This is a genomic window from Streptomyces sp. NPDC093598 (assembly GCF_044764825.1).
GTDB lineage: Bacteria > Actinomycetota > Actinomycetes > Streptomycetales > Streptomycetaceae > Streptomyces.
Window position 1 is genome coordinate 1 of the sequence record NZ_JBIWIV010000014.1, and the last position, 22,731, is coordinate 22,731.

At 71.5% G+C, this 22,731-nt stretch carries 18 protein-coding genes; 10 read left to right on the top strand and 8 right to left on the bottom strand.

The window, feature by feature from the left end; all coding sequences use genetic code 11:
* Positions 1-122: 122 nt before the first annotated feature.
* From ACIRDU_RS30135 to ACIRDU_RS30155, 5 genes are read right to left on the bottom strand one after another with little or no spacing between them, the layout of a single operon-like run.
* Positions 123-1,433 carry a DUF58 domain-containing protein gene (locus tag ACIRDU_RS30135; RefSeq protein WP_403585200.1) on the bottom strand — a complete coding sequence of 437 codons (1,311 nt, stop codon included), beginning with the start codon at positions 1,431-1,433 and terminating at the stop codon, positions 123-125.
* The gene (locus ACIRDU_RS30140) at positions 1,433-2,422 is read right to left on the bottom strand and encodes an AAA family ATPase (protein WP_403585559.1); all 990 of its coding nucleotides are present in this window, start codon (positions 2,420-2,422) and stop codon (positions 1,433-1,435) included. The genes ACIRDU_RS30135 and ACIRDU_RS30140 overlap by 1 nt, the downstream gene beginning before the upstream one ends.
* On the bottom strand, positions 2,422-3,618 hold the full coding sequence (locus ACIRDU_RS30145; protein ID WP_403585203.1) for a DUF4350 domain-containing protein: 1,197 nt from the start codon (positions 3,616-3,618) through the stop codon (positions 2,422-2,424). The genes ACIRDU_RS30140 and ACIRDU_RS30145 overlap by 1 nt, the downstream gene beginning before the upstream one ends.
* A complete protein-coding gene (locus tag ACIRDU_RS30150; protein WP_403585205.1) occupies positions 3,615-4,385 on the bottom strand; it encodes a DUF4129 domain-containing protein in 771 nt (256 codons plus the stop codon). The genes ACIRDU_RS30145 and ACIRDU_RS30150 overlap by 4 nt, the downstream gene beginning before the upstream one ends.
* A gap of 4 nt (positions 4,386-4,389) precedes the next feature.
* Complete coding sequence (locus ACIRDU_RS30155) at positions 4,390-5,742, bottom strand: hypothetical protein (protein ID WP_403585207.1); 1,353 nt, start codon at positions 5,740-5,742, stop codon at positions 4,390-4,392.
* A 140-nt stretch (positions 5,743-5,882) separates the two neighbouring features.
* Here ACIRDU_RS30155 and mtnA point away from each other — a divergent pair, with 140 nt between their 5' ends.
* The 7 genes from mtnA (at position 5,883) to ACIRDU_RS30190 (ending at position 15,036) form a co-directional block, all read left to right on the top strand.
* Complete coding sequence (gene mtnA / locus ACIRDU_RS30160) at positions 5,883-7,031, top strand: S-methyl-5-thioribose-1-phosphate isomerase (protein WP_403585210.1); 1,149 nt, start codon at positions 5,883-5,885, stop codon at positions 7,029-7,031.
* A 176-nt stretch (positions 7,032-7,207) separates the two neighbouring features.
* A complete protein-coding gene (gene mtrA, locus ACIRDU_RS30165; RefSeq protein WP_009188938.1) occupies positions 7,208-7,897 on the top strand; it encodes a two-component system response regulator MtrA in 690 nt (229 codons plus the stop codon).
* Between the two features lies 1 nt (position 7,898).
* On the top strand, positions 7,899-10,091 hold the full coding sequence (gene mtrB, locus ACIRDU_RS30170) for an MtrAB system histidine kinase MtrB (protein WP_403585212.1): 2,193 nt from the start codon (positions 7,899-7,901) through the stop codon (positions 10,089-10,091).
* Positions 10,081-11,910 (top strand): LpqB family beta-propeller domain-containing protein, encoded by a 1,830-nt coding sequence (locus tag ACIRDU_RS30175; protein WP_403585214.1) that lies wholly within the window; start codon positions 10,081-10,083, stop codon positions 11,908-11,910. Before mtrB ends, ACIRDU_RS30175 begins: the two co-directional genes overlap by 11 nt.
* Positions 11,911-12,151: 241 nt before the next feature.
* Positions 12,152-13,075 carry a ComF family protein gene (locus ACIRDU_RS30180; RefSeq protein WP_403585216.1) on the top strand — a complete coding sequence of 308 codons (924 nt, stop codon included), beginning with the start codon at positions 12,152-12,154 and terminating at the stop codon, positions 13,073-13,075.
* 313 nt (positions 13,076-13,388) lie between these two features.
* Entirely contained in the window at positions 13,389-14,084 is a 696-nt protein-coding gene (gene hpf, locus ACIRDU_RS30185) for a ribosome hibernation-promoting factor, HPF/YfiA family (protein ID WP_403585218.1), read from the top strand.
* A gap of 205 nt (positions 14,085-14,289) precedes the next feature.
* A complete protein-coding gene (locus ACIRDU_RS30190; protein WP_390981972.1) occupies positions 14,290-15,036 on the top strand; it encodes a response regulator in 747 nt (248 codons plus the stop codon).
* 186 nt (positions 15,037-15,222) lie between these two features.
* Here ACIRDU_RS30190 and ACIRDU_RS30195 read toward each other — a convergent pair whose 3' ends face one another.
* On the bottom strand, positions 15,223-16,395 hold the full coding sequence (locus tag ACIRDU_RS30195) for a winged helix-turn-helix domain-containing protein (protein ID WP_403585221.1): 1,173 nt from the start codon (positions 16,393-16,395) through the stop codon (positions 15,223-15,225).
* A 70-nt stretch (positions 16,396-16,465) separates the two neighbouring features.
* Complete coding sequence (locus tag ACIRDU_RS30200; protein ID WP_403585223.1) at positions 16,466-17,032, bottom strand: GNAT family N-acetyltransferase; 567 nt, start codon at positions 17,030-17,032, stop codon at positions 16,466-16,468.
* 280 nt (positions 17,033-17,312) lie between these two features.
* Here ACIRDU_RS30200 and secA point away from each other — a divergent pair, with 280 nt between their 5' ends.
* On the top strand, positions 17,313-20,159 hold the full coding sequence (secA, locus tag ACIRDU_RS30205) for a preprotein translocase subunit SecA (protein ID WP_403585225.1): 2,847 nt from the start codon (positions 17,313-17,315) through the stop codon (positions 20,157-20,159).
* A gap of 67 nt (positions 20,160-20,226) precedes the next feature.
* Here secA and ACIRDU_RS30210 read toward each other — a convergent pair whose 3' ends face one another.
* The gene (locus tag ACIRDU_RS30210) at positions 20,227-20,547 is read right to left on the bottom strand and encodes an Rv3235 family protein (RefSeq protein WP_403585226.1); all 321 of its coding nucleotides are present in this window, start codon (positions 20,545-20,547) and stop codon (positions 20,227-20,229) included.
* A gap of 830 nt (positions 20,548-21,377) precedes the next feature.
* Here ACIRDU_RS30210 and ACIRDU_RS30215 point away from each other — a divergent pair.
* Positions 21,378-21,893: a DUF6912 family protein gene (locus ACIRDU_RS30215; RefSeq protein WP_403585228.1), complete on the top strand. Its 516-nt coding sequence runs from the start codon at positions 21,378-21,380 to the stop codon at positions 21,891-21,893.
* Positions 21,894-21,962: 69 nt separating this feature from the next.
* Positions 21,963-22,628 carry an HAD family hydrolase gene (locus ACIRDU_RS30220; protein WP_403585230.1) on the top strand — a complete coding sequence of 222 codons (666 nt, stop codon included), beginning with the start codon at positions 21,963-21,965 and terminating at the stop codon, positions 22,626-22,628.
* Positions 22,629-22,731 lie beyond the last annotated feature (103 nt).

Consider the following 22,731-nt stretch of genomic DNA (forward strand, 5'->3'; position numbering starts at 1 on the left):
TGGTACTGCAGGGGGGACCCTGTGGGAGAGTAGGACGCCGCCGAACAATTTTTGGGAAAACCCCCGCATCTTCGGATGCGGGGGTTTTCTGCGTTCAAGGCCCCTTTCGGGGCCTGCTTTCGTTACAGGCGTCCGGCCGCCTTCAATGCCAGGTACGCGTCCGCCAGTGCCGGCGCCAGGTCGTCCGGTGTGGCGTCGACGACCGTGACGCCGTGGCGACGGAGTTGTTCTGCGGTGCGGTGTCGTTCTGACTGGGCCTGGGCGGCTGCGGCGGCCTCATAGACGGCGTCGACATTCCCGCGGGCTTTGGCCATTTCGGTGATGTGCGGGTCCGCTACCGATGCCAGCAGGACCGTGTGACGTTGGGTGAGCTGTGGGAGGACCGGAAGCAGGCCCTCTTCGACGGGTGCCGCGTCCAGGGTCGTGAGCAGGACGATCAGAGAACGGCGGGGGGACGTGCGCAGGGCGGTGGCCGTGAGGCCGCGGGCATTCGTTTCGACGAGTTCCGGCTCGAGCGTGGCCATCGCGTTGACCAGGGCGGGAAGGAGATCGCCTGCGGTGCGGCCCTGGACGAGCGCGCGGACTTTCCGGTCGTAGGCGAGGAGGTCCACGCGGTCGCCGGCGCGGGAGGCGAGTGCCGCGAGGAGGAGAGCCGCGTCCATGGAGGCGTCGAGGCGGGGTGCGTCGCCCACGCGGCCGGCCGAGGTGCGGCCGGTGTCGAGGACCAGAAGGATGTGGCGGTCGCGCTCGGGGCGCCAGGTGCGTACGGCGACCGTGGTCTGGCGGGCTGTGGCGCGCCAGTCGATGGAGCGAGTGTCGTCGCCAGGGACGTATTCGCGCAGGCTGTCGAACTCGGTGCCTTCGCCGCGGGTGAGGACGCTGGTGCGGCCGTCCAGTTCGCGCAGGCGGGCCAGTTTCGAGGGCAGGTGCTTGCGGCTGGTGAACGGGGGCAGGACCCGAACCGTCCAGGGGGCCGTGTGGGTGCCCTGGCGGGCGAAGAGGCCGAGGGGGCCGTAGGAGCGGATGGTGACACGGTCGGCTTGGCGGTCGCCTCGGCGGGTGGGGCGTAGGCGGGTCGTCATGCGGCGGCGTTCGCCCGCGGGGACCGTGATGTGGTGGCGGGAGGCCGTCGCATCCGTGCCTGGCTGCCAACTGCTCGGCGGCCAGGCGTCGCGGAGTCGGGCGCGGAGGGGGCGGCGGGACGGGTTGGTGAGGGTCAGGGTCACGTCCGCCGTGTCGCCGAGCCGTACGGAGGTGTCGCCGGAGCGGGTCAGGCCCAGACGTCGTACGGGGGCGGCCAGGGCGAAGTCGCAGGCGCAGGCCGCGGCAAGCGGAGCGTTGACCGCCAGGAGGCCCGTCCAGCTGGGCTCCCAGATGCCGACGGGGAGGGAGCCCAGGGCCGCGAGGAGGGCGGCGCGTCCGGTGAGCGCCATCAGCGGGGGACGGGGACGTGGGCGAGGATCGCGTTGATGACGGAGTCGGCCGTCACGCCTTCCATTTCGGCCTCCGGGCGGAGTTGTACGCGGTGGCGGAGAGTGGGGAGGGCGAGTGCCTTCACGTCGTCGGGGATGACGTAGTCGCGGCCGGTCAGCCAGGCCCAGGCGCGGGCGGTGGCCAGGAGGGCCGTGGCGCCTCGGGGGGAGACGCCGAGGGTGAGGGAGGGCGACTCGCGGGTGGCGCGGCAGATGTCGACGACGTAGGCGGTGATCTCCGGGGAGATGGTCGTCTTGGCGACGGCGACGCGGGCGGCTTCCAGGTCGGCCCGGCCCGCTACCGGGCGTACGCCGGCAGCCTTGAGGTCGCGTGGGTTGAAGCCCTCGGCGTGCCGGGTGAGGACGTCGATCTCGTCCTGGCGGGAGGGGAGGGGGATGGTCAGTTTGAGGAGGAAGCGGTCCAGCTGTGCTTCAGGGAGGGGGTAGGTGCCCTCGTACTCGACCGGGTTCTGGGTCGCGGCGACCAGGAACGGGTCGGGGAGGGGGCGGGGGGTGCCGTCGACGGTGACCTGGCGTTCCTCCATGGCTTCCAGGAGGGACGACTGGGTCTTGGGGGGCGTGCGGTTGATCTCGTCGGCGAGGAGGAGGTTGGTGAAGACCGGGCCGGGCTGGAAGGAGAACTCGGCGCTGCGGGTGTCGTAGACCAGGGAACCGGTCACGTCGCTCGGCATGAGGTCGGGGGTGAACTGGACGCGCTTGGTGTCGAGTTCGAGGGCGGAGGCGAGGGCGCGGACCAGGAGGGTCTTGGCGACGCCGGGGACGCCTTCGAGGAGGACGTGGCCGCGGCAGAGCAGGGCGACGACGAGGCCGGTGACGGCGGGGTCCTGGCCGACCACGGCCTTGGCGATCTCGGCGCGCAGGGCCTCCAGGGCGTCTCGGGCGGTGCCCGGGTCCCCGGTCGGCCCGGCGTTGTCAGTGGTCGGGTCCATCATGGACGGCGTACCTCTCTTTCGAGGGCGTCGAGTCGGTCGGCGAGTGCGATGAGTGCTGCGTCGTCGCTGGGCGGTGGTCCGAAGAGGAGAGCGTGCTGGTCCTGGCCGTCGCCGTGGAGGTGGGCGGACAGGGCGGGGAGCAGGGCCTCGGGCGTGTGCGCCTGGGTGACGGGGACGCCTACGAGGGGGGCGAGGCGGGTGCGGGTGGTGGAGCGAAGAGCGTCGGCCGCGCGGTCGCGGGCGTCGGTCTTGCGGTAGAGGCGGGCGCGGCCTTCGGCGGTTTCCGAGGCGCGGATCGCGACGGGGAGTTTTTCGGGCACGAGGGGGCCGAGCCGGCGTGCCCGCCAGAGGGCGGCCAGGGCTGCGGCGATGAAGAGTTGCAGGGTGCCCCAGAGCCAGCCCGCGGGGAGCAGGTCGAAGAAGCTGCGTTCGTCGTCGGCGTCGGTGGCCGACGTGTCGGAGAGCGAGGGGAGGTACCAGACCAGATGGGGGCGGGAGCCGAGGAGTTGCAGGGCGAGCGAGGCGTTGCCCTGCTCGTCGAGTCGGTCGTTGAGGAGGATGTCGGGCGCGCCGAGGGCGACGGTGTCGCCGTTCCCGCGCGCGTCCGGGATGCGCAGCAGGGTGGCCAGACGCGCGCTGGGGTAGCACGCGTCGGCGCCGAGGTGGGTGGTGGTGTAGCGGATGCCGCCCGTGTCGGCGGTGCCGGCGCGCCGGGCGGCGGGCAGGGTGCAGTCGGGGGAGAGCGTCGAGTCGACGCTGGTGGCGGGGTCGGCGGTGACGCCGGGGGCGAGCCGTTCGATGGAGGCGCTGCCGGAGGCGACCAGGACGGTGCGTCCGTGGGAGTCGGCGAACGCGCGGTGCAGCCGAATCTGCTGACTGCGGGTCAGCAGGTCGGGGGTGGCCACCAGGAGGGTGGTGTCCGGTCCGGGTGCGGCGGCCGCTTCGTCCAGGGTGGTGACGACGCGGGTGTCCACGCCCCGGTCGGCGAGGAGTTCGGCGACGGCGTGGCTGCCGTTGGGGTCGGCGGAGCGCGGGTCGAGTTCACCGTGGCGGGCGTCGGAGCGGATGACGGCGATGGCGACGGCTCCCGCGAGGAGTACCACGAGGGCGAGCGCGATGCCGCGGGCGCGGGTCCACACCTGGCGTGCGGTGGGCGAGGCCGAGATGGACGGGAGGGTGGCCTCGGTGGTCATTCGGCGGCTCCCTGGCTGCTGTTGGGGGCCGTGTCGGCGCTGCTGGTCGTGGCGAGCCGGGGCTTGGTGCGTTCGAGGTCGCGGTCGAGTTCGGCGATGCGGTGGTACGACTGTTCGGTCGCCGAGCGGCCGCCGTATGTGACGTCGTCGAAGTCGTGGGCGGCGGTGCGCAGCCGGTCGGTGTGGGCGGGCAGGGCGCGGCCGGCTTCGGCTGCGGCCTCGTCGGCGGTGCGGCCGGGGCGGATGTCGAGGAGGGCGCGTTCCTCGAGGGCGCGGACGAGGGCCCGCATGCGCTCCTGGACGGCCTGGTTCCAGTGGCCCTGGGCGGCGTGTGCCTCGGCGGTGGCGCGGTGGTCGGCGGCGCTGCGCGGGCGGTCGTCGAACAGGGTTGCGGACGAGGTGGGTTGGCGGCGCGGGGTGCCCAGGCGCCACCACAGGGCGGCCAGGATCGCGATGACGGCCAGGATGATGACGACCAGGCCGAGTGTGCCGCCGGGGGTGGCGGTCGAGGCGGCGTTGAAGAGTTTGCCGAGCCAGTCCCAGAAGGCGTCGAGGGCGCGCTGGAACAGGCTGGGGTCGTCCTCGTGGTACATCCGCTTGGACAGCTCGCGGCGGGCCGCCTCGCGGGCGGGGTCGCGCGGGATGGTGAGGGGCGGATCGTCGGCGGAGCGGGCCGGCGACAGCAGGGAGATGTCGCCGGAGCTCAGCAGCGTCCGTATGCCGGCGCGTGGCAGCGCCGTGGTGAGAAGTTCCCCCGCCCGGCTCACCGCATCAGCTCCCCGGGGTGGCGCCGGGGGCGGTGGATCCGTAGCCCTGGACGCCGGCGGCCCGGGCCAGTTCGAGGTCGAGGGCCTCGCGGCGGATGCGCTGGTCGATGTAGAGGAGCACGGTGACGCCCGCGGTGATCGGGAACGTGATCATGGAGCCGATCACGGAGCCGATGCCGCTGATGATGAGGAACGTCCAGCCGAGGCTGCCGACACCGGTGTTGAGCCAGCCGGTGAGGCCGTCGCCGCTGAGGGCCGCGGCCAGGAGGGTGAAGGGGATGACGATGATCGAGGCGACGACGTTCGCGATGAGCGTGGCGAGCAGCTGGATGCCGAAGATCCGCCACCAGGTGCCCTGGACCAGCTTCGCGGAGCGGCTCAGTGCCTTCTTGATGCCCTGCTTCTCCAGCATGAGGGCGGGCGAGGCGAGGGAGAAGCGGATCATCAGCCACAGGGCGACGATGCCGGCGCCGATGACGCCCAGGACGGTGAGGGCGACGCCTGCTCCGCCGTTCACGGCGACGCCGACGAGGATGCCGGGCAGGGTGCCCACGGTGACGATGCCGGCGGTGATGAGCAGCAACAGGCAGATCAGGCCGAACAGCCTGAGGACCTGAGGGCGGGCGTCCCGCCAGGCCTCGCCGATGGTCACCGACTTGCCGAGTACGGCGCGGCTGGTGACGGTGGTGAGCAGCGCGGTCGCGATGACGGTGCCGACCAGGGAGATCACGAAGACGACGGTGGAGTTGAGCATGGCGTCGCCCATGGCGCGGGTCAGCTCGCTGAGGGACGCGCTGGGGTCGTTGAGGGCGTCGGTGGTGGAGTCGTCCAAGACGAGACCCTGGAACAGGACGACGATGACCTCGGTGAGGACGGCGACGGTCAGCGAGATGCCCAGGACCGTGCGCCAGTAGGTGCGCATGGTGGAGACCGCGCCGTCGAGGATCTCGCCCACGCCGAGGGGGCGGAGCGGGATCACGCCGGGCTTGGCGGCGGGCGGGGGGCCGCCCCAGCCGTTGCCCCAGCCGCCGTGGCCGCCGGGAGTGCCGTATCCGGGCCGGCCTCCGGGGCCGTGTCCGCCGGGGGGCTGGGTGCCCCAACCCGGGCCGGGCGGCGGGGGCGGTGGAGCCTGGCCGGGGACGGCCGGGCCGCTGGGGGCGGACCACTGGGCCGGTGGCGGCTGTTCCTTGGACCACTGCGGGCCGGGGCCCTGCGGGGTCTGGCCGGGCTGTGCCGGCTGGTCCGCGGGCTGTGCGGGGCCGGGGCGGTCGGTGGGCTCGGCAGGGCCGGACTGGTCCGGCTTCTGCCCGTCGGACGGGGCGGATCCGGGCGAGGCCCAGCCCGGAGTGTCGTTCATCGTCGCTCCTTCACGGTGCCCGTCCGCGGTCGCGGCGGCAGGTTGGCAGCCATCGTGCCATGGGGTGGTCTTGGAGTGACCGGCCGCGGTATGGGCTGCGTACCTTCAATTGTCCGCTCGAAAGGGGGCAGACTGACGGCATGGCTGATCAGTACGCGCACAGCGGCGATGACAAACGGCCGACCGAGATCCCGGCGATCCGCTGGGAAGAGCCACCGGAAGGCCCCGTTCTGGTCCTGCTGGACCAGACGAGGCTGCCGGCCGAGGAGGTCGAACTGGTCTGTACGGACGCGTCCGCGCTCGTGGAGGCGATTCGTTCGCTCGCCGTGCGTGGCGCGCCCCTGCTGGGCATCGCGGGGGCGTACGGGGTCGCGCTCGCCGCCGTGCGGGGCTTCGACGTGGACGAGGCCGCGTCCGCCCTGTCGAGCGCCCGGCCGACCGCGGTGAACCTGGCCGTCGGGGTGCGGCGGGCGCAGGCGGCTCACGAGGCGGCGTTGGCCAAAGGTGGTGACGTCCGGCAGGCGGCCGCGGCGGCGCTGGCCGCGGCGCGGCAGCTGCACCGGGAGGACGCCGAGGCCAGTGGGCGGATGGCCGAGCACGGGCTGGCACTGCTGGACGAGCTGCTGCCCGGTGGAGGGCACCGGATCCTGACCCACTGCAACACCGGTTCGCTGGTGTCGGGCGGGGAGGGGACGGCGTTCGCGGTGGCCCTCGCGGCGCACCGGACGGGGCGGCTGCGGCGGCTGTGGGTGGACGAGACGCGGCCGTTGCTGCAGGGCGCTCGCCTGACGGCGTACGAGGCGGCCCGCAGTGGGATGGCGTACACGCTGCTCACCGACAACGCGGCGGGGTCGCTGTTCGCCGCCGGGGAGGTGGACGCGGTGCTGATCGGGGCGGACCGCATCACGGCGGACGGTTCGGTGGCGAACAAGGTCGGGAGCTATCCGCTGGCGGTGCTGGCGAGCTACCACCATGTGCCGTTCATCGTGGTGGCGCCGGTGACGACGGTGGATCTGGACACGGCGGACGGTGCGTCCATCGAGGTGGAGCAGCGGCCCGGGCACGAGGTGACCGAGGTGACGGCGCCGCAGGTGCCGGTGGTCGGTGCGGAGGCCGGTGGTGGGATTCCCGTGGCGCCGCTGGGAACGCAGGCGTACAACCCGGCGTTCGACGTGACGCCGCCCGAGCTGGTGACGGCGATCGTCACGGAGGAGGGTGTCGTTTCGCCTGTGACGGCCGAGGCACTCGCCGGGGTGTGTGCGCGGTCCCGCCGGGTGGCGGCGGGCTGAGTCGGGCGCTGCGGAGGGGTGCGCGGGGCGAGGGGCGGGCTCCGGCGCCCTTGCCTCTCGGCCCTGCTCGAGATCATCGGCGGGCTGGCGAGGGCAGACAGTGGCGCTTGCTGCGACTATGGTCACTGGCCGGTGACCTACCTCACCACTGCCTTCGCCACTGTTATGAGAATGGGATGATGTCGTTTATGAAGGGACGAGTCCTTGTCGTCGACGACGACACCGCACTGGCCGAGATGCTCGGCATCGTGCTGCGTGGTGAGGGTTTCGAGCCGTCGTTCGTGGCCGACGGAGACAAGGCGCTGGCCGCTTTCCGCGAGGCCAAGCCCGATCTGGTTCTGCTCGACCTGATGCTGCCCGGCCGGGACGGCATCGAGGTGTGCCGCCTGATCAGGGCGGAGTCGGGCGTGCCGATCGTGATGCTGACCGCGAAGAGCGACACCGTCGATGTCGTCGTGGGCCTGGAGTCGGGTGCGGACGACTACATCGTGAAGCCGTTCAAGCCGAAGGAGCTGGTGGCCCGGATCCGGGCGCGGCTCAGGAGGTCGGAGGAGCCCGCTCCGGAGCAGCTGGCCATCGGTGACCTGGTCATCGACGTGGCCGGGCACTCCGTGAAGCGGGACGGGCAGTCGATCGCGCTGACGCCGCTGGAGTTCGACCTGCTGGTCGCGCTCGCGCGCAAGCCGTGGCAGGTGTTCACGCGCGAGGTGCTGCTCGAGCAGGTGTGGGGCTACCGGCACGCGGCGGACACGCGGCTGGTCAATGTGCATGTGCAGCGGCTGCGCTCCAAGGTCGAGAAGGACCCGGAGAAGCCGGAGATCGTGGTGACCGTCCGTGGTGTCGGGTACAAGGCAGGGCCGAGCTGACATGTCCGGCGACAGTGCCGCTTCGGCGCCCGGCCGGTCCGGGGCCCGCCCGGGGCGGCCTGTCGGGCGGAAGAAGTCCGGCTCCCGCTGGGGACGGTTCCTGGAGAGCGGGCTGCTGCTCCAGGGCGGTGTCCAGGGCAGCCCGGTCATCCGTCTGTTCATGCGGTGGGTGCGCCGGCCGTTGCTGCCCGTCATGCGGCTGTGGCGGCGCAACATCCAGCTCAAGGTCGTCGTCACGACGCTGCTGATGTCGCTGGGCGTGGTGCTGCTGCTGGGCTTCGTCGTCATCGGGCAGGTGCGCAACGGCCTGCTGGACGCCAAGGTGAAGGCGTCCCAGAGCCAGGCCACGGGCGGGTTCGCGGTGGCCAAGCAGCGGGCCGATGAAGCGGCGAGTGGCACCGGCGACGATGTCGCCACATCGGACGGGCGTCCCGCGCAGAATGTCAGCCCGTGGATGAGCGACCTCGTCTCCTCGCTGTCCAGCGGCGGCCAGGGCGCCTTCGACGTCGTGACGCTCCCGGCCACCGGCGCGGACGGCGTGGGCGGCCGCGGGCAGCGCGCCTCCGGTGAGGTGGACTGGAACAGGAGCGTGCCCCCTGACCTGCGCGAGCGGATCGGCAGCAGCACTACGGCCGCGCAGAGCTACACCCGCATCACCTACACCAACGCGACCAAGGACTCCCAGCCGGGCCTGGTCATCGGCAAGCAGGTCGACGACCCCAACGGCGACCCGTACCAGCTCTACTACCTCTTCCCGCTCACCCAGGAGGAGAAGTCGCTGAGCCTGGTCAAGGGCACGCTGGCCACCGCCGGGCTGTTCGTCGTCGTCCTGCTCGGGGCCATCGCCTGGCTCGTCGTGCGGCAGGTTGTCACGCCGGTGAGGATGGCCGCGGGCATCGCCGAGCGGCTGTCGGCCGGGCGGCTCCAGGAACGTATGAAGGTCACCGGCGAGGACGACATCGCGCGGCTCGGCGAGGCCTTCAACAAGATGGCGCAGAACCTCCAGCTGAAGATCAGCCAGCTGGAGGACCTGTCGCGGATGCAGCGCCGGTTCGTGTCGGACGTGTCGCACGAGCTGCGTACGCCGCTGACGACCGTACGGATGGCCGCGGACGTCATCCACGAGGCGCGTGAGGACTTCGACCCGGTGACCGCGCGGTCGGCGGAGCTGCTCGCCGACCAGCTGGACCGGTTCGAATCGCTGCTCGCGGACCTGCTGGAGATCAGCCGCTTCGACGCGGGCGCCGCGGCGCTGGAGGCCGAGCCGATAGACCTCAGGACCGTCGTACGACGGGTGGTCAGCGGGGCCGAGCCGCTCGCGGAGCGCAAGGGCACGCGGATCCGGGTCCTCGGCGACCAGCAGCCCGTGGTCGCCGAGGCCGACGCCCGGCGGGTGGAGCGGGTGCTGCGCAACCTCGTCGTCAACGCCGTCGAGCACGGCGAGGGCAGGGACGTCGTCGTCAAGCTCGCCGCGGCCGGTGGTGCCGTCGCCGTGGCGGTGCGGGACTACGGGGTCGGGCTCAAGCCGGGCGAGGCGACCCGTGTGTTCAGCCGCTTCTGGCGGGCCGACCCGGCACGCGCGCGTACCACGGGTGGTACGGGTCTGGGGCTGTCCATCGCCCTGGAGGACGCGCGGCTGCACGGCGGCTGGCTGCAGGCGTGGGGCGAGCCGGGCGGCGGTTCGCAGTTCCGGCTGACCCTGCCCAGGACCGCCGACGAGCCGCTACGGGGCTCCCCGATACCGCTGGAGCCCAAGGACTCACGGCGCAACCGCGGACTCGACGACGCCGGCCTGCCGTGTGGTGGCGGGGACGGCGAGAAACGGGCGACCGTGCCGGCGCAGCCGGTGAGCGGGCCGGTGCCGCAGGGAGCGAAGCGGGACCCGATACCGCCGCGTAGCGCCCCCACGGCGGACCCGACGGCGCTGCCCGGCAATGGTTCGCGCGTGGTGCCCAGGCCTGCCTCGGGCACCCGGCGGCAGGACGAACCGGCGGGGGCGGAACAGCCGGCTCCCGGCGGTGGCGTGAGTGGCCCGGAGGGGAAAGGGCGCGACGAGGGTGCGGACAGCCGGGCCGGACGGGATCCGGTCGTGAACAAGCCGCAGGACGAGGACGACCACTCCGCGGGAACGTGCAGCCGGGGAACCGGCCCCGGGGGCGTGGACAGGCAAGGGGAGGCATCTGGTGGGCGCTGACCGCGAAGGGCGCGGCCGGCGCAGGCACGCGCGCGTGATGGCGTACGCCGGCGGTGGCGTCCTGGTGCTGGCGGGGTGTGCCTCGATGCCGGACAGCGGGGATCTGCGGGGCGTGGAGTCCACGCCGCGCCAGGAGACCCAGGTGCAGGTGTTCGCCGTGCCGCCGGGGGAGGACGCGTCGCCCTCGGAGATCGTGCAGGGCTTCCTGGAGGCGCTCACCAGCGACGATCCGCACTACAAGACCGCGCGCCAGTACCTGACCGGCGAAGCCGCGAAGACATGGCGGCCCGAGGCGTCCGCCACGGTGCTGACGGACGGGCCGGGCGCCAAGCCCGAGCCCGGCGCGGGCGGGGAGGACACCGGCGAGATCTCGTACATGCTGACCGGCACCAAGGTCGCCACCGTCGACGCCCAGCAGGCGTACGCGCCGGCGACCGGGGTGTACGGCAGGAGTGTGCACCTGACGCAGGACGACAAGCGGCAGTGGCGGATCGACGCGCTGCCGCAGGGCGTCGTCATCGGTGAGTCGGACTTCCAGCGCAACTACATGTCCGTCAGCAAGTACTACTTCGCCTCGAACACCGACGCGGCCGGATCGAAGTCACAGCCCACGGCGGTCGCCGACCCCGTCTACGTGCGCCGGCGCGTGGAACCCATGACGCAGATGGTGAACTCCCTGCTCGACGGGCCCACGCGGTGGCTCGGGCCCGTGGTCAGATCGAGCTTCCCCACCGGTACGGCGTTGGCGAAGGACGCGGGCGCGCTGGCGCCCGACGACCGGAACAAGCTGACGGTCCCGCTCAACGACAAGGCCGCGGGCATCGGCACCAACCGGTGCGAGGAGATGGCCGCCCAGATGCTCTTCACGCTGCGCAACCTCAGCCCCGCGGTGGACGAGGTCGAGCTGCGGGCCGGAGGGGCGGAGCTGTGCTCGCTCACGCAGGGGGCGGCCGACTCGGCGGCCTCCCGGAGCTCGGCGCGGCACCCCGACTACCTGTACTTCGTCGACGGCAAGCACCGGCTCGTACGGATCGCCGCGGGCAACAGCGGCAATGAGCCGGACCCGGCGCCGGGGGCCCTCGGTGAGGGCGACACGGCGCTGCGGTCGGTGGCGGTGTCGCGTGACGAGCACACCGCGGCCGGTGTCAGCCTCGACGGCCGGTCGCTGTACGTGGGGTCGCTGGTCTCGGGCGGTTCGCTGGGCGAGCCGGTGCTGCGCAGCCGGGGCAAGGCCGAGAAGGACCGGCTGACGACTCCCAGCTGGGACGCGGACGACGGCCTGTGGGTGGCCGACCGCGACCCCGAGCGTCCCCGGCTGCTCCTCTTCGAGGAGGGCAAGGGCGACCCGGTGGAGGTGCGCATGCCGCACCTGGACGGACGTGTCCAGTCCGTGCGGGTGGCCGCCGACGGGGTGCGGATCGCGCTCGTCGTGGAGAAGGGCGGCAAGAAGACCCTGCTCATCGGGCTGATCGAGCGGGACGGGAAGCAGGGCGGGAAGCAAGCCGTCAGGGTGGTCGAACTGCGCTCCGCGACACCGGAGTTGGAGGAGGTCACCGCCATGTCGTGGGCCGGGGACAGCCGGCTCGTGGTGGTCGGGCGCGAGCACGGGGGTGTCGAGCAGATGCGGTACGTCCAGGTCGACGGCTCCACGCCGGACGTGCCGGCGCCCGCGGCCCTGACCGGCGTCAAGGACGTGACGGCCGCCGAGGACGACCAGCTGCCGCTGGTGGCGTACTCGGTCGACGGCATCGTCCGGCTGCCGTCGGGCGCGCAGTGGCAGAAGGTGACGGAGGGGACGGCGCCGGTCTATCCGGGGTGAGGTGTGAGCGCTCCGGTGGCAGGTGTGGCCGGGGTGTGCTGGGCGTGGCGGCCGCTTCTGCCGAGGCTGGACTCGGGAGGGGCGGCCGTCGGCGTTCCCGGGGCGGGTACGGGGCTGCTGCTTGTGGCTTCTGTCGGCGTCGCTCGTGTGGGGGACGAGGAGGTGGCGGGGCGGCTGGTTGTCCACAGGTGGTTGTCCACAGGGGTGGCCGGGGCGGGCCCGGGTCGGCACAGTGGGGGCCATGCGGGGCTGGTGGCAGGACTTCACCGATCTGGTGCTGCCGGGCGAGTGCGGGGGCTGCGGGGCGCCTCGTACGGTGCTGTGCGCGCGGTGCCGTGCGGTGCTGAGCGGAGCAGCGGTGCGTCGGGTGCGGCCGGTGCCGGAGCCGCCAGGGCTGCCCGTGGTGCACGCGGCGGCCCGGTACGCGGACGAGGTACGGGCGACGCTGCTGGCCCACAAGGAGCGCGGTGCCCTGGCGTTGGCCGGACCGCTCGGGGTGGCGCTGGCGGGTGCCGTCCGGGCGGGGCTCCAGGGCGCCTCGGCTTCGGCGGGGTCCGGGGTGGCGCGGTTCCGGGGCGGCGGCGCTCCTGTGCTGCTCGTGCCCGTGCCGTCCGGGCGGCGGGCCGTGCGGGCCCGGGGACATGACCCGGCGCGGCGGATCGCGCTCGCGGCGGCGGTGGAGTTGCGGCGGCGGGGGAGGCCGGCCCGGGTGCTCGGCGTGCTGCGGCAGCGGCGGGCCGTGGCCGACCAGTCGGGGCTCAACTCCCGGCAGCGACTGGACAATCTCGCGGGCGCGCTGGCGGTGGCTCCCGGAGGCGCCCGGCTGCTCTTCGGGGGGCCGGTCGTCCTCGTCGACGACGTGATGACCACGGGGGCCTCCCTGGCGGAGGCCGCGCGAGCCGTGCGGGCGGTCCGGCACGGGCCGGAGATCCCGTACGGGGCGACGGGGCCGATTCCGAACGCTGCCCGGACTTCGGCCGTGTACGGGAGAGAGACGTGGGAAAGCAGAGAGGAACAGAACGTCGGATCAAGGCGAGAGAGGACGGGCCGGCGGCCCGCCCGGCAGGGAAACGCGGGCGCGGGTGACGCCGGCGGAGCCGTTGACGTGGTGTGCGCGGCAGTGGTCGCGGCATCACCGGACTCATTCGAAATAAACCGGAACTGACTGAGATCTTGTGTCGTTGCAGGTAACGAGAGGGCCTATTCACCTGAACGGAGGTACGCCGCAGTAGAGGGTGACGACATCCGTCCGGGCGAGATATGTTCGGTTGTGAGGGAAAGCCGCAGGCCACACCTCTCGAATCCGAATGCCGTGCTGCGGGTTTTTCTTCATCACTCGCGACGGTGGAGTGGAGATCTCGTCCACGGGGGAGGAGGTGGAAGTCACCGAGAGTCCGAGGTTCCGGGGCACACCGGAACCTGGTGCAAAAGGGAGACGCTCCGCACCGAAGCGGAGCGATCCGGGAACGGAGTTCTGCGTGGACATCGTCGTCAAGGGCCGCAAGACCGAGGTGCCCGAGCGGTTCCGGAAGCACGTGGCCGAGAAGCTGAAGCTGGAGAAGATCCAGAAGCTCGATGGCAAGGTGATCAGCCTCGACGTCGAGGTGTCCAAGGAGCCCAACCCCCGGCAGGCCGACCGCTGTGACCGAGTGGAGATCACGCTCCGCTCCCGCGGTCCGGTGATCCGGGCGGAGGCAGCGGCGAGCGATCCGTACGCGGCGCTCGACCTGGCGGCGGAAAAGCTGGAAGCCCGGCTGCGCAGGCAGCACGACAAGCGGTATTCACGCCGTGGTGCGCGCCGGATCCCGGCCGCCGAGGTCGCCGACCACGTCCCGGGCGTGGCGACGCTCAACGGAAACGGTCTGGTGCCGGCTCCCGAAGAGGAGCCCGAGGCCGTACCCACGAAGAAGATCGGCTCGCTGGAAGTTCAGGGTGACGGCCCCATCGTCGTCCGCGAGAAGACCCACGTCGCAGCCCCCATGACCCTCGACCAGGCTCTCTACGAGATGGAGCTGGTCGGGCACGACTTCTACCTGTTCGTCGACTCCGAGACCAAGGAACCGAGTGTCGTCTACCGGCGGCACGCCTACGACTACGGCGTGATCCACCTCAGCACGGACACGATGGTCACGCAGGCGCACTCCTCTGACGCGGGCGGTGCGCTCGGCGGCTGACCGTGCCGGGTGACAGCGGAACAGGTGCCCCTGGAGCGCGTGTGCGCCCCCAGGGGCACCCCCGTGCGACCACTTCGCGCCCCGCTCCGGCGCCCCGGTGCCGTCCGGGCATGAAATCATGGTGGCCACGGCCCAACCGGTGGGTCGTTGCTCTGGGTTGGCGATGGCTCAGGACCTCAGGCCACAGCCTTCAGGGGGAGGAACGATGGCGGACAGCTTCGGACCGATGCGTGACAAGGATGCCGACGACGGCGTCGTCGCCATGGGCCCGGACTCGGGGACTCCACGCAAGGAACCGATCAGAGTCCTCGTGGTGGACGACCACGCCTTGTTCCGCCGGGGCCTGGAGATCGTGCTCGCGGCCGAGGAGGACATCCAGGTCGTCGGAGAGGCGGGCGACGGCGCCGAGGCCGTCGAGAAGGCCGCCGACCTGCTGCCCGACATCGTCCTGATGGATGTGCGGATGCCCAAGCGGGGCGGGATCGAGGCGTGCACCTCCATCAAGGAGGTGGCACCCAGCGCCAAGATCATCATGCTGACGATCAGCGACGAGGAAGCCGATCTCTACGACGCCATCAAGGCGGGTGCGACCGGCTATCTCCTCAAGGAGATCTCCACGGACGAGGTGGCCACCGCCATTCGCGCGGTGGCCGACGGACAGTCGCAGATCAGCCCGTCCATGGCGTCGAAACTCCTCACCGAGTTCAAGTCGATGATCCAGCGCACGGACGAACGCCGGCTGGTGCCCGCGCCGCGTCTGACCGACCGCGAACTGGAAGTCCTCAAGCTCGTCGCCACGGGAATGAACAACCGCGACATCGCCAAGGAGTTGTTCATCTCCGAGAACACCGTGAAGAACCACGTCCGCAACATCCTGGAGAAACTTCAGCTGCACTCCAGGATGGAAGCGGTGGTGTACGCGATGCGGGAGAAGATCCTCGAGATCCGCTAGGGGGTGTCCGCAAAGTCGCGTCGTTCGCCCGGAGGGCGGGCCCCGCGGCGTTCGGTGCGTGCTCTCGGCGTGCCGGGCGGGCACCCGCGTACTGGTTGTACTTGGGTGTTCGCCCGGTGCGGCGAGAGTGCGTGCCGGGCGTCGCGGGGCAGGCGGGACTTTGCGGACACCCCCTAGGGCCGGTCTCTAGCCGAGCAGGCGGGCGAGTTCCATGGCCAGGGGCTCGCGCAGGTCCGGCACGTCGACCTGTTCCACGCGGACGTCCGTGCAGTCCACCCAGGTCGCCGCCTCGGCCAGGGCCTGGGCGACGGCCGGGACCGCCTTCGGGCCGTCGAGCGTCACCTGCCTGGCCACCAGCGTGCGGCCCTCGCGGGCCGGGTCGACGCGGCCGACGAGACGGCCACCGGCCAGCACCGGCATCGCGAAGTAGCCGTACACCCGCTTCTGTTTGGGGACGTAGGCCTCCAGTCGGTGCGTGAAGCCGAAGATCCGCTCCGTGCGCGCACGCTCCCAGATCAGGGAGTCGAAGGGGGACAGCAGGGTCGTGCGGTGGCGGCCGCGCGGGGACGTCTCCAGGGCCGCGGGGTCGGCCCAGGCCGGCTTGCCCCAGCCCTCGACCGAGACCGGGACCAGGCCAGATTCGGCGATCACCGCGTCGACCTGCTCACCCTTGAGGCGGTGGTAGTCGGCGATGTCCGCGCGGGTGCCGACCCCGAGCGCCTGGCCCGCCAGGCGGACCAGGCGGCGCAGGCACTCGGTGTCGTCCAGCTCGTCGTGCAGCAGGTCGTCCGGGACGGCGCGCTCGGCCAGGTCGTAGAGGCGCTTCCAGCCGCGGCGCTCCACGCAGACCACCTCGCCGTACATCAGGGCGCGTTCGACGGCGACCTTGGAGCCGGACCAGTCCCACCAGTCGTTCGTCTTCTTCGCGCCGCCCAACTCCGTGGCGGTGAGGGGGCCTTCGGAGCGGAGCTGCTTGATGACCCGGTCGTAGGCGCCGTCCGGGAGCTCGTGGTTCCAGTGCGGTCGGTTGCGGTAGGCGCGGCGGCGGAAGGCGAAGTGGGGCCACTCCTCGATGGGGAGGATGCACGCGGCGTGGGACCAGTACTCGAAGGAGTGCGTGTCCTTCCAGTAGGCGTCCTCGACCGTCTTCCGGCCCACCGCGCCCAGGCGGGCGTACGGGACGAGTTCATGGGAGCGGGCCAGGACCGAGATGGTGTCGAGCTGTATCGCGCCCAGGTGGCGGAGGACGCCGCGGACGCCGGAGCGGCGGTCGGGGGCGCCGAGGAAGCCTTGGGCGCGGAGCGCGATTCTGCGGGCCTCGTCTGCGGAGAGGTCTGCGGTGGGGCGCGGGGTGGTCATGGTCGCAGAGTATGGCGTGGGACTGACAGTGAGGTGTGACCTGCGGACTTACCAGGGAGGCCGGGCCCGGTCAGCGCGCCGGCAGGTACGGGGCCGTCGACGGGAGGCCCAGGTCGGAGGGGAGCAGCGAGCCAACCCAGGTGTCCCGGCGTACTCCCTTGTTGTTCGTCGCGGAGCGCAGTGTGCCCTCGATCGTGAAGCCCGCTCGTTCCGCCACCGCGCGGGAAGCCCGGTTGCCCACCTCCGCGCGCCATTCGACGCGGTCGAGTGCGGCGTGGGTGAAGGACCAGCGGCAGGCGGCCAGGGCGGCCTCGGTGACGTAGCCGTTGGCGCGGTGCTGTTTCGCGGCCCAGAAGCCGATCTCGCCCATGCCCAGGGCGCGCATCGTGATGCCGAGCATCCCCGCCAGTTCTCCGGAGCGCAGGAAGACGCCGAAGGTGAACATGGAGCCGTCCGCCCAGCCGTCCGGGACCAGTTGCTCCGTGAAGTTCAGGGCGTGCTCGCGGAGGTAGGGCGAGGGGATCGTGGTCCAGCGCTGGATGTCGGGGTCCTGGCAGGCGTCGTACACCGCGTCGGTGTCCGGGGGGCCCACCGTGCGCAGCAGGAGGCGGTCCGTGGTGAGGGTGACGGGGTCCATCGGCCGATTCTGCTCGCAGGCCGGGCGCCGTGCCATCGGTTTGCCGTGAGTGAGGGAGTGGTCACGCGTTGTGCAATTCGGTGGAGGGGTGCGGCACCATCCGAGGGGGCCGGACGTTGTCCCCTTTGAAGCAGACGTGAATCAGAATGGAAGCAGCGGACGGTCGCTGTCACGGCAGGCCCTCCCGGCGTGGTGGGGTCCTCGCATACGATGGCCGTTGCTCAGTAAGTCAAGTGGTAACCGACCGTCCCAGGCCCGACCGGCAAGGAGACCAACCCCCGTGTCCGTCCTCTCGAAGATCATGCGTGCAGGCGAAGGCAAGATCCTGCGCAAGCTGCACCGCATCGCGGACCAGGTCAACTCCATCGAAGAGGACTTCGTCGACCTCTCCGACGCCGAGCTGCGCGCCCTCACCGATGAGTACAAGCAGCGCTACGCCGACGGCGAGACCCTGGACGACCTGCTGCCTGAGGCGTTCGCCACCGTCCGCGAGGCCGCCAAGCGTGTCCTCGGCCAGCGTCACTACGACGTGCAGATGATGGGTGGCGCGGCCCTGCACATGGGCTACGTGGCCGAGATGAAGACCGGTGAGGGCAAGACCCTCGTCGGCACGCTGCCGGCGTATCTGAACGCGCTGTCCGGCAAGGGCGTCCACATCATCACGGTCAACGACTACCTGGCCGAGCGCGACTCCGAGATGATGGGCCGCGTCCACCGGTTCCTGGGGCTGGAGGTCGGTTGCATCCTCGCCAACATGACGCCGGCTCAGCGCCGCGAGCAGTACGCCTGCGACATCACGTACGGCACGAACAACGAGTTCGGCTTCGACTACCTGCGCGACAACATGGCGTGGTCCCAGGACGAGCTCGTCCAGCGCGGCCACAACTTCGCCATCGTCGACGAGGTCGACTCCATCCTCATCGACGAGGCCCGTACGCCGCTGATCATCTCCGGCCCGGCCGACCAGGCCACCAAGTGGTACGGGGACTTCGCCAAGCTGGTGAAGCGCCTCAAGCGCGGCGAGGCCGGCCAGCCCCTCAAGGGCATCGAGGAGACCGGCGACTACGACGTCGACGAGAAGAAGCGCACGGTCGCCATCCACGAGTCCGGTGTCGCCAAGGTCGAGGACTGGCTGGGCATCGACAACCTCTACGAGTCGGTGAACACCCCGCTGGTGGGCTACCTGAACAACGCCATCAAGGCCAAGGAGCTCTTCAAGAAGGACAAGGACTACGTCATCATCGACGACGAGGTCATGATCGTCGACGAGCACACCGGACGTATCCTCGCGGGCCGCCGCTACAACGAGGGCATGCACCAGGCGATCGAGGCCAAGGAAGCGGTGCCGATCAAGGACGAGAACCAGACGCTCGCCACGATCACCCTGCAGAACTTCTTCCGCCTCTACAAGCGCCACGACCACAACGGCAAGGAGCAGCCGGGTCTGTGTGGCATGACCGGTACGGCCATGACCGAGGCCGCCGAGTTCCACCAGATCTACAAGCTCGGTGTGGTGCCGATCCCGACCAACCGGCCGATGGTCCGCAAGGACCAGTCGGACCTGATCTACCGGACCGAGGTCGCCAAGTTCGAGGCGGTCGTCGACGACATCGAGGAGAAGCACCGCAAGGGCCAGCCGATCCTCGTCGGCACCACCTCGGTCGAGAAGTCCGAGTACCTCTCGCAGCAGCTCAGCAAGCGCGGCATCCAGCACGAGGTGCTGAACGCCAAGCAGCACGACCGGGAGGCGACGATCGTCGCCCAGGCCGGCCGCAAGGGAGCCGTCACGGTGGCCACCAACATGGCCGGCCGTGGTACGGACATCAAGCTCGGCGGCAGCCCGGAGGACCTCGCCGAGGCGGAGCTGCGCCAGCGCGGCCTCGACCCCGAGGAGCACATCGAGGAGTGGGCGCACGCCCTGCCCGAGGCGCTTGAGCGGGCGGAAAAGGCCGTCCAGAACGAGAAGGACGAGGTCGAGAAGCTCGGCGGGCTCTACGTGCTGGGCACCGAGCGGCACGAGTCGCGGCGTATCGACAACCAGCTGCGCGGTCGTTCCGGCCGTCAGGGCGACCCGGGCGAGTCCCGCTTCTACCTCTCCCTCGGCGATGACCTGATGCGCCTGTTCAAGGCCCAGATGGTCGAGCGCGTGATGTCGATGGCGAACGTCCCGGACGACGTGCCGATCGAGAACAAGATGGTCACGCGCGCCATCGCCTCCGCCCAGTCGCAGGTCGAGCAGCAGAACTTCGAAACCCGTAAGAACGTCCTGAAGTACGACGAGGTCCTCAACCGCCAGCGTGAGGTCATCTACGGCGAGCGGCGCCGCGTCCTGAAGGGTGAGGACCTGCACGAGCAGGTGCGGCACTTCATGGACGACACCATCGACGCCTACGTCCAGGCCGAGACCGCCGAGGGCTTCCCGGAGGACTGGGACCTCGACCGGCTGTGGGGCGCCTTCAAGCAGCTCTACCCGTGCAACATCACGGTCGAGGAGCTGGAGGAGGCGGCCGGCGACCGCGCCGGGCTGACCGCCGAGTTCATCGGCGACTCCATCAAGGACGACATCCACGAGCAGTACGAGGCGCGTGAGGCGCAGCTCGGCTCCGAGATCATGCGTGAGCTGGAGCGCCGGGTCGTGCTGTCGGTCCTCGACCGCAAGTGGCGCGAGCACCTCTACGAGATGGACTACCTCCAGGAGGGCATCGGCCTGCGCGCCATGGCGCAGAAGGACCCGCTGGTCGAGTACCAGCGCGAGGGCTTCGACATGTTCACCGCGATGATGGAGGGCATCAAGGAGGAGTCCGTCGGCTACCTGTTCAACCTGGAGGTCCAGGTCGAGCAGCAGGTCGAGGAGGTGCCGGTCGAGGACACCAAGCCGGTGGCCGACCTCGAGAAGCACGACGCGGTGCCCGCGCAGGCGGGCTCCCGGCCGGAGATCCGTGCCAAGGGGCTCGACGTCCCGCAGCGGCGCAACCTCCACTTCTCCGCGCCGACGGTCGACGGCGAGGGCGGCACCATCGAGGGTGACTTCACCGAGGACGGTGAGCCGGTGCGTTCCGAGGCCGACGGCCTGACCCGCGCGGAGCGGCGCAAGCAGGCGCGGAGCCGGGGACGCCGTAAGAAGTGACGATTGCCGCGTAGCGGCTTGAGGGGCCGGACACCCGAGGGTGTCCGGCCCTTCGCTGTGACGCCCCTCAGTCGGACTCCGGGCGGGGCGGACGGGGGCCGAGTTCCACAGCTGTGCAGCGCCAGCGGAGGTCCTGGCCGAGTTCCAGGCGGAAGGCCATGGCGCGCAGCCGGTCGCCGGCGCCGATGCGGGCAAAGGCCTCGATGGCACCGGGGCGGGGCTCGAAGTAGCCGATGTCGCGGACGACCGGGCGGGCGCCGCGGGTGCGCAGGGGGCCGCGTTCGGCCAGCCAGGCCAGTTCGTCGTAGGCACGGCCGCGGGTGTGACGGAGCATCGAGTGGACGGGGCGGTGCCCGCTCAGGACGGCGACGAGGAGGTCGGCGAACACGTCGGTGGGGAGGAGCTGGGGGACCGCTGCCTGGCGGGAACCCTGGGCTGGGACGCGTGGGGCGGATCCAGCGGGGGCCGGGGGAGTGGCGCCCGTACGCGCCCGGGTGGTGGCATCGGCGGTCCCGCGGGGTGCTGTGCGGGGTGCCGTGCGGGCCGTGGAGGGGGCCGGTGGGCGAGTGTCCGCCGGTCGGGTGCGGGAGGTCCTGGCACGGCCGGAGGCCGGCGGGCGGCCCCCCGCTGCCGGAGGGCGGGCCCGGCCGCTGCCGGGCGAACGCGGGGGCGCGGCGCCGGCGGAGGTGGGGGGTGTCACTCCGGCGCGGGCGGCGGTCCGGGGTGCGGTGCCGACTGAGCCGCCGGGTGCGGTGCCGGCGGGAGGGCGGGATGCCGCATGGTCGGAGGTGTCGGATGCGGTGCTGTGGGGCGTGGTGGCGGTGGGGCGGCGGGTGTCGTGACGGGTCGGTGGGTGGGTGGTGGGGCGGTGCTGGGTCCTGGTCATGACCTTGTGCATGGGGGTCCCCGTTTCGTGGGCCGGTGGATACCGAGGAGTAACTTCGGGTCGCTGATCTTGTACGGGGCCGACGGGGGCGGCGGCAAGGAAGCGCGATTCGGGTCGAGGGCGCCGGAATGTTCACCTATCCGGGTGATGTCGGGGGTGTGGAGCCCGTGGGTACGGGGGCGTGCCGGGTGAATTCCTGGCCCGAGGTGGACGCGTCCGGCGTCACGGGGCGGGACTCGAAAGGGGACGCCCCGCACGTATCCTGAAGGCCCTCCGGAGCCCTCCGGAGCCCTCCGGAGCCCTTCCGACCACGACCACGAAAGCGGCCAGCCATGCGTGTCTACGTGCCCCTGACCCTCCCCGGTCTCGCCGAGGCGTACAAGACGGGTGAGCTGGGAGCCGGGCCGTTCGTCGCGTACGCCGTGACGCCCGGGCTGCGCGAGTGGTACCTCTCCGACGACATCGAGGAACTGGAGTACGCGGCGCTCAGCCGGGCCGCGCTGGCCTCGCTGCGGCTGCTGGCGGCCGAGCCCGAGGCGCCGCGGCGCCGGGTCGTGGTCGCCGTCGACGTGGCCGACCGGGCCGCGAGCGCGGATCCCGGCCGGGGGCTCGATCCGGCGGCGCTCGGTGAGGTGCGGGTCGCGGGTGCGGTGCCGCTGGGCAAGGCGGCGTCGGTGCATGTCGACGCGGCGGACGCGGAGGCCGACGTGACGGCGGCCGCCGAGGCGCTGCCGGCGGCGGACGGCGGGGACGACGACGCGCAGTTCGTCGTGGACGGGGCGGAGGGCCACGAACTCCTGTGGTTCGCGACGCAGGAGATCCCGAATCTCGTGGGGCACGGGGCCTGAACGGGCCGCAGGGGGCGCGTTGAGGCGCCGTTCTCTTGATTGTCAGTGGGGCCGGGTACGTTTTCGGGCATGGGGATGAAGACGGGCGCGCACATTGTCTGGGACTGGAACGGGACGCTGTTCCACGACATCGACGCGATCATCGGGGCGACGAACGCGGCCTTCGCCGAGCTGGGCCTGGAGCCGCTGACGCTGGAGAAGTACCGGGAGCTGTACTGCGTACCGGTGCCGAAGTTCTATGAGCGGCTGATGGGGCGGCTGCCCACCGAGGCCGAGTGGCAGGTCATGGACGACATCTTCCACCGGTACTACGCCGAGCACCGGACGGCGTGCGAGTTGACGGTGGGGGCCGTGGAGCTGCTGACCGGGTGGCGGTCGGCGGGGCGCAGCCAGTCGATCCTGAGCATGTACGTGCACGAGGAGCTCGTTCCGCTGGTGCGGGGCTTCGGGATCGAGCCGCACTTCATACGGGTGGACGGGCGGACCGGGCCGTCGGGGGGCAGCAAGGCCGAGCACATGGTGCGGCACCTGGCGTCACTGAGCGGGGTGGCGCCGGAGCGGACCGTGGTGATCGGGGATGCGGCGGACGACGCGGTGGCCGCGCTGCACGTGGGGGCTCGGGCGGTGCTGTACACCGGCGGGTCGCACAGTCGGGTGAGCCTGGAAGCGGTCGGCGTCCCTGTCGTGGACACGCTGGAAGAGGCCGTCGCGGAGGCGGCGCGACTCGCGGCCTGACCGGCCCCCTGACCGAAACCCGTAGCGGCACTGTGCAGAACGTCAAACTTCCAGGGCTGGTTTTGTACACATACGGCTCATGACGGAGCCCCTGTAAGGAGCG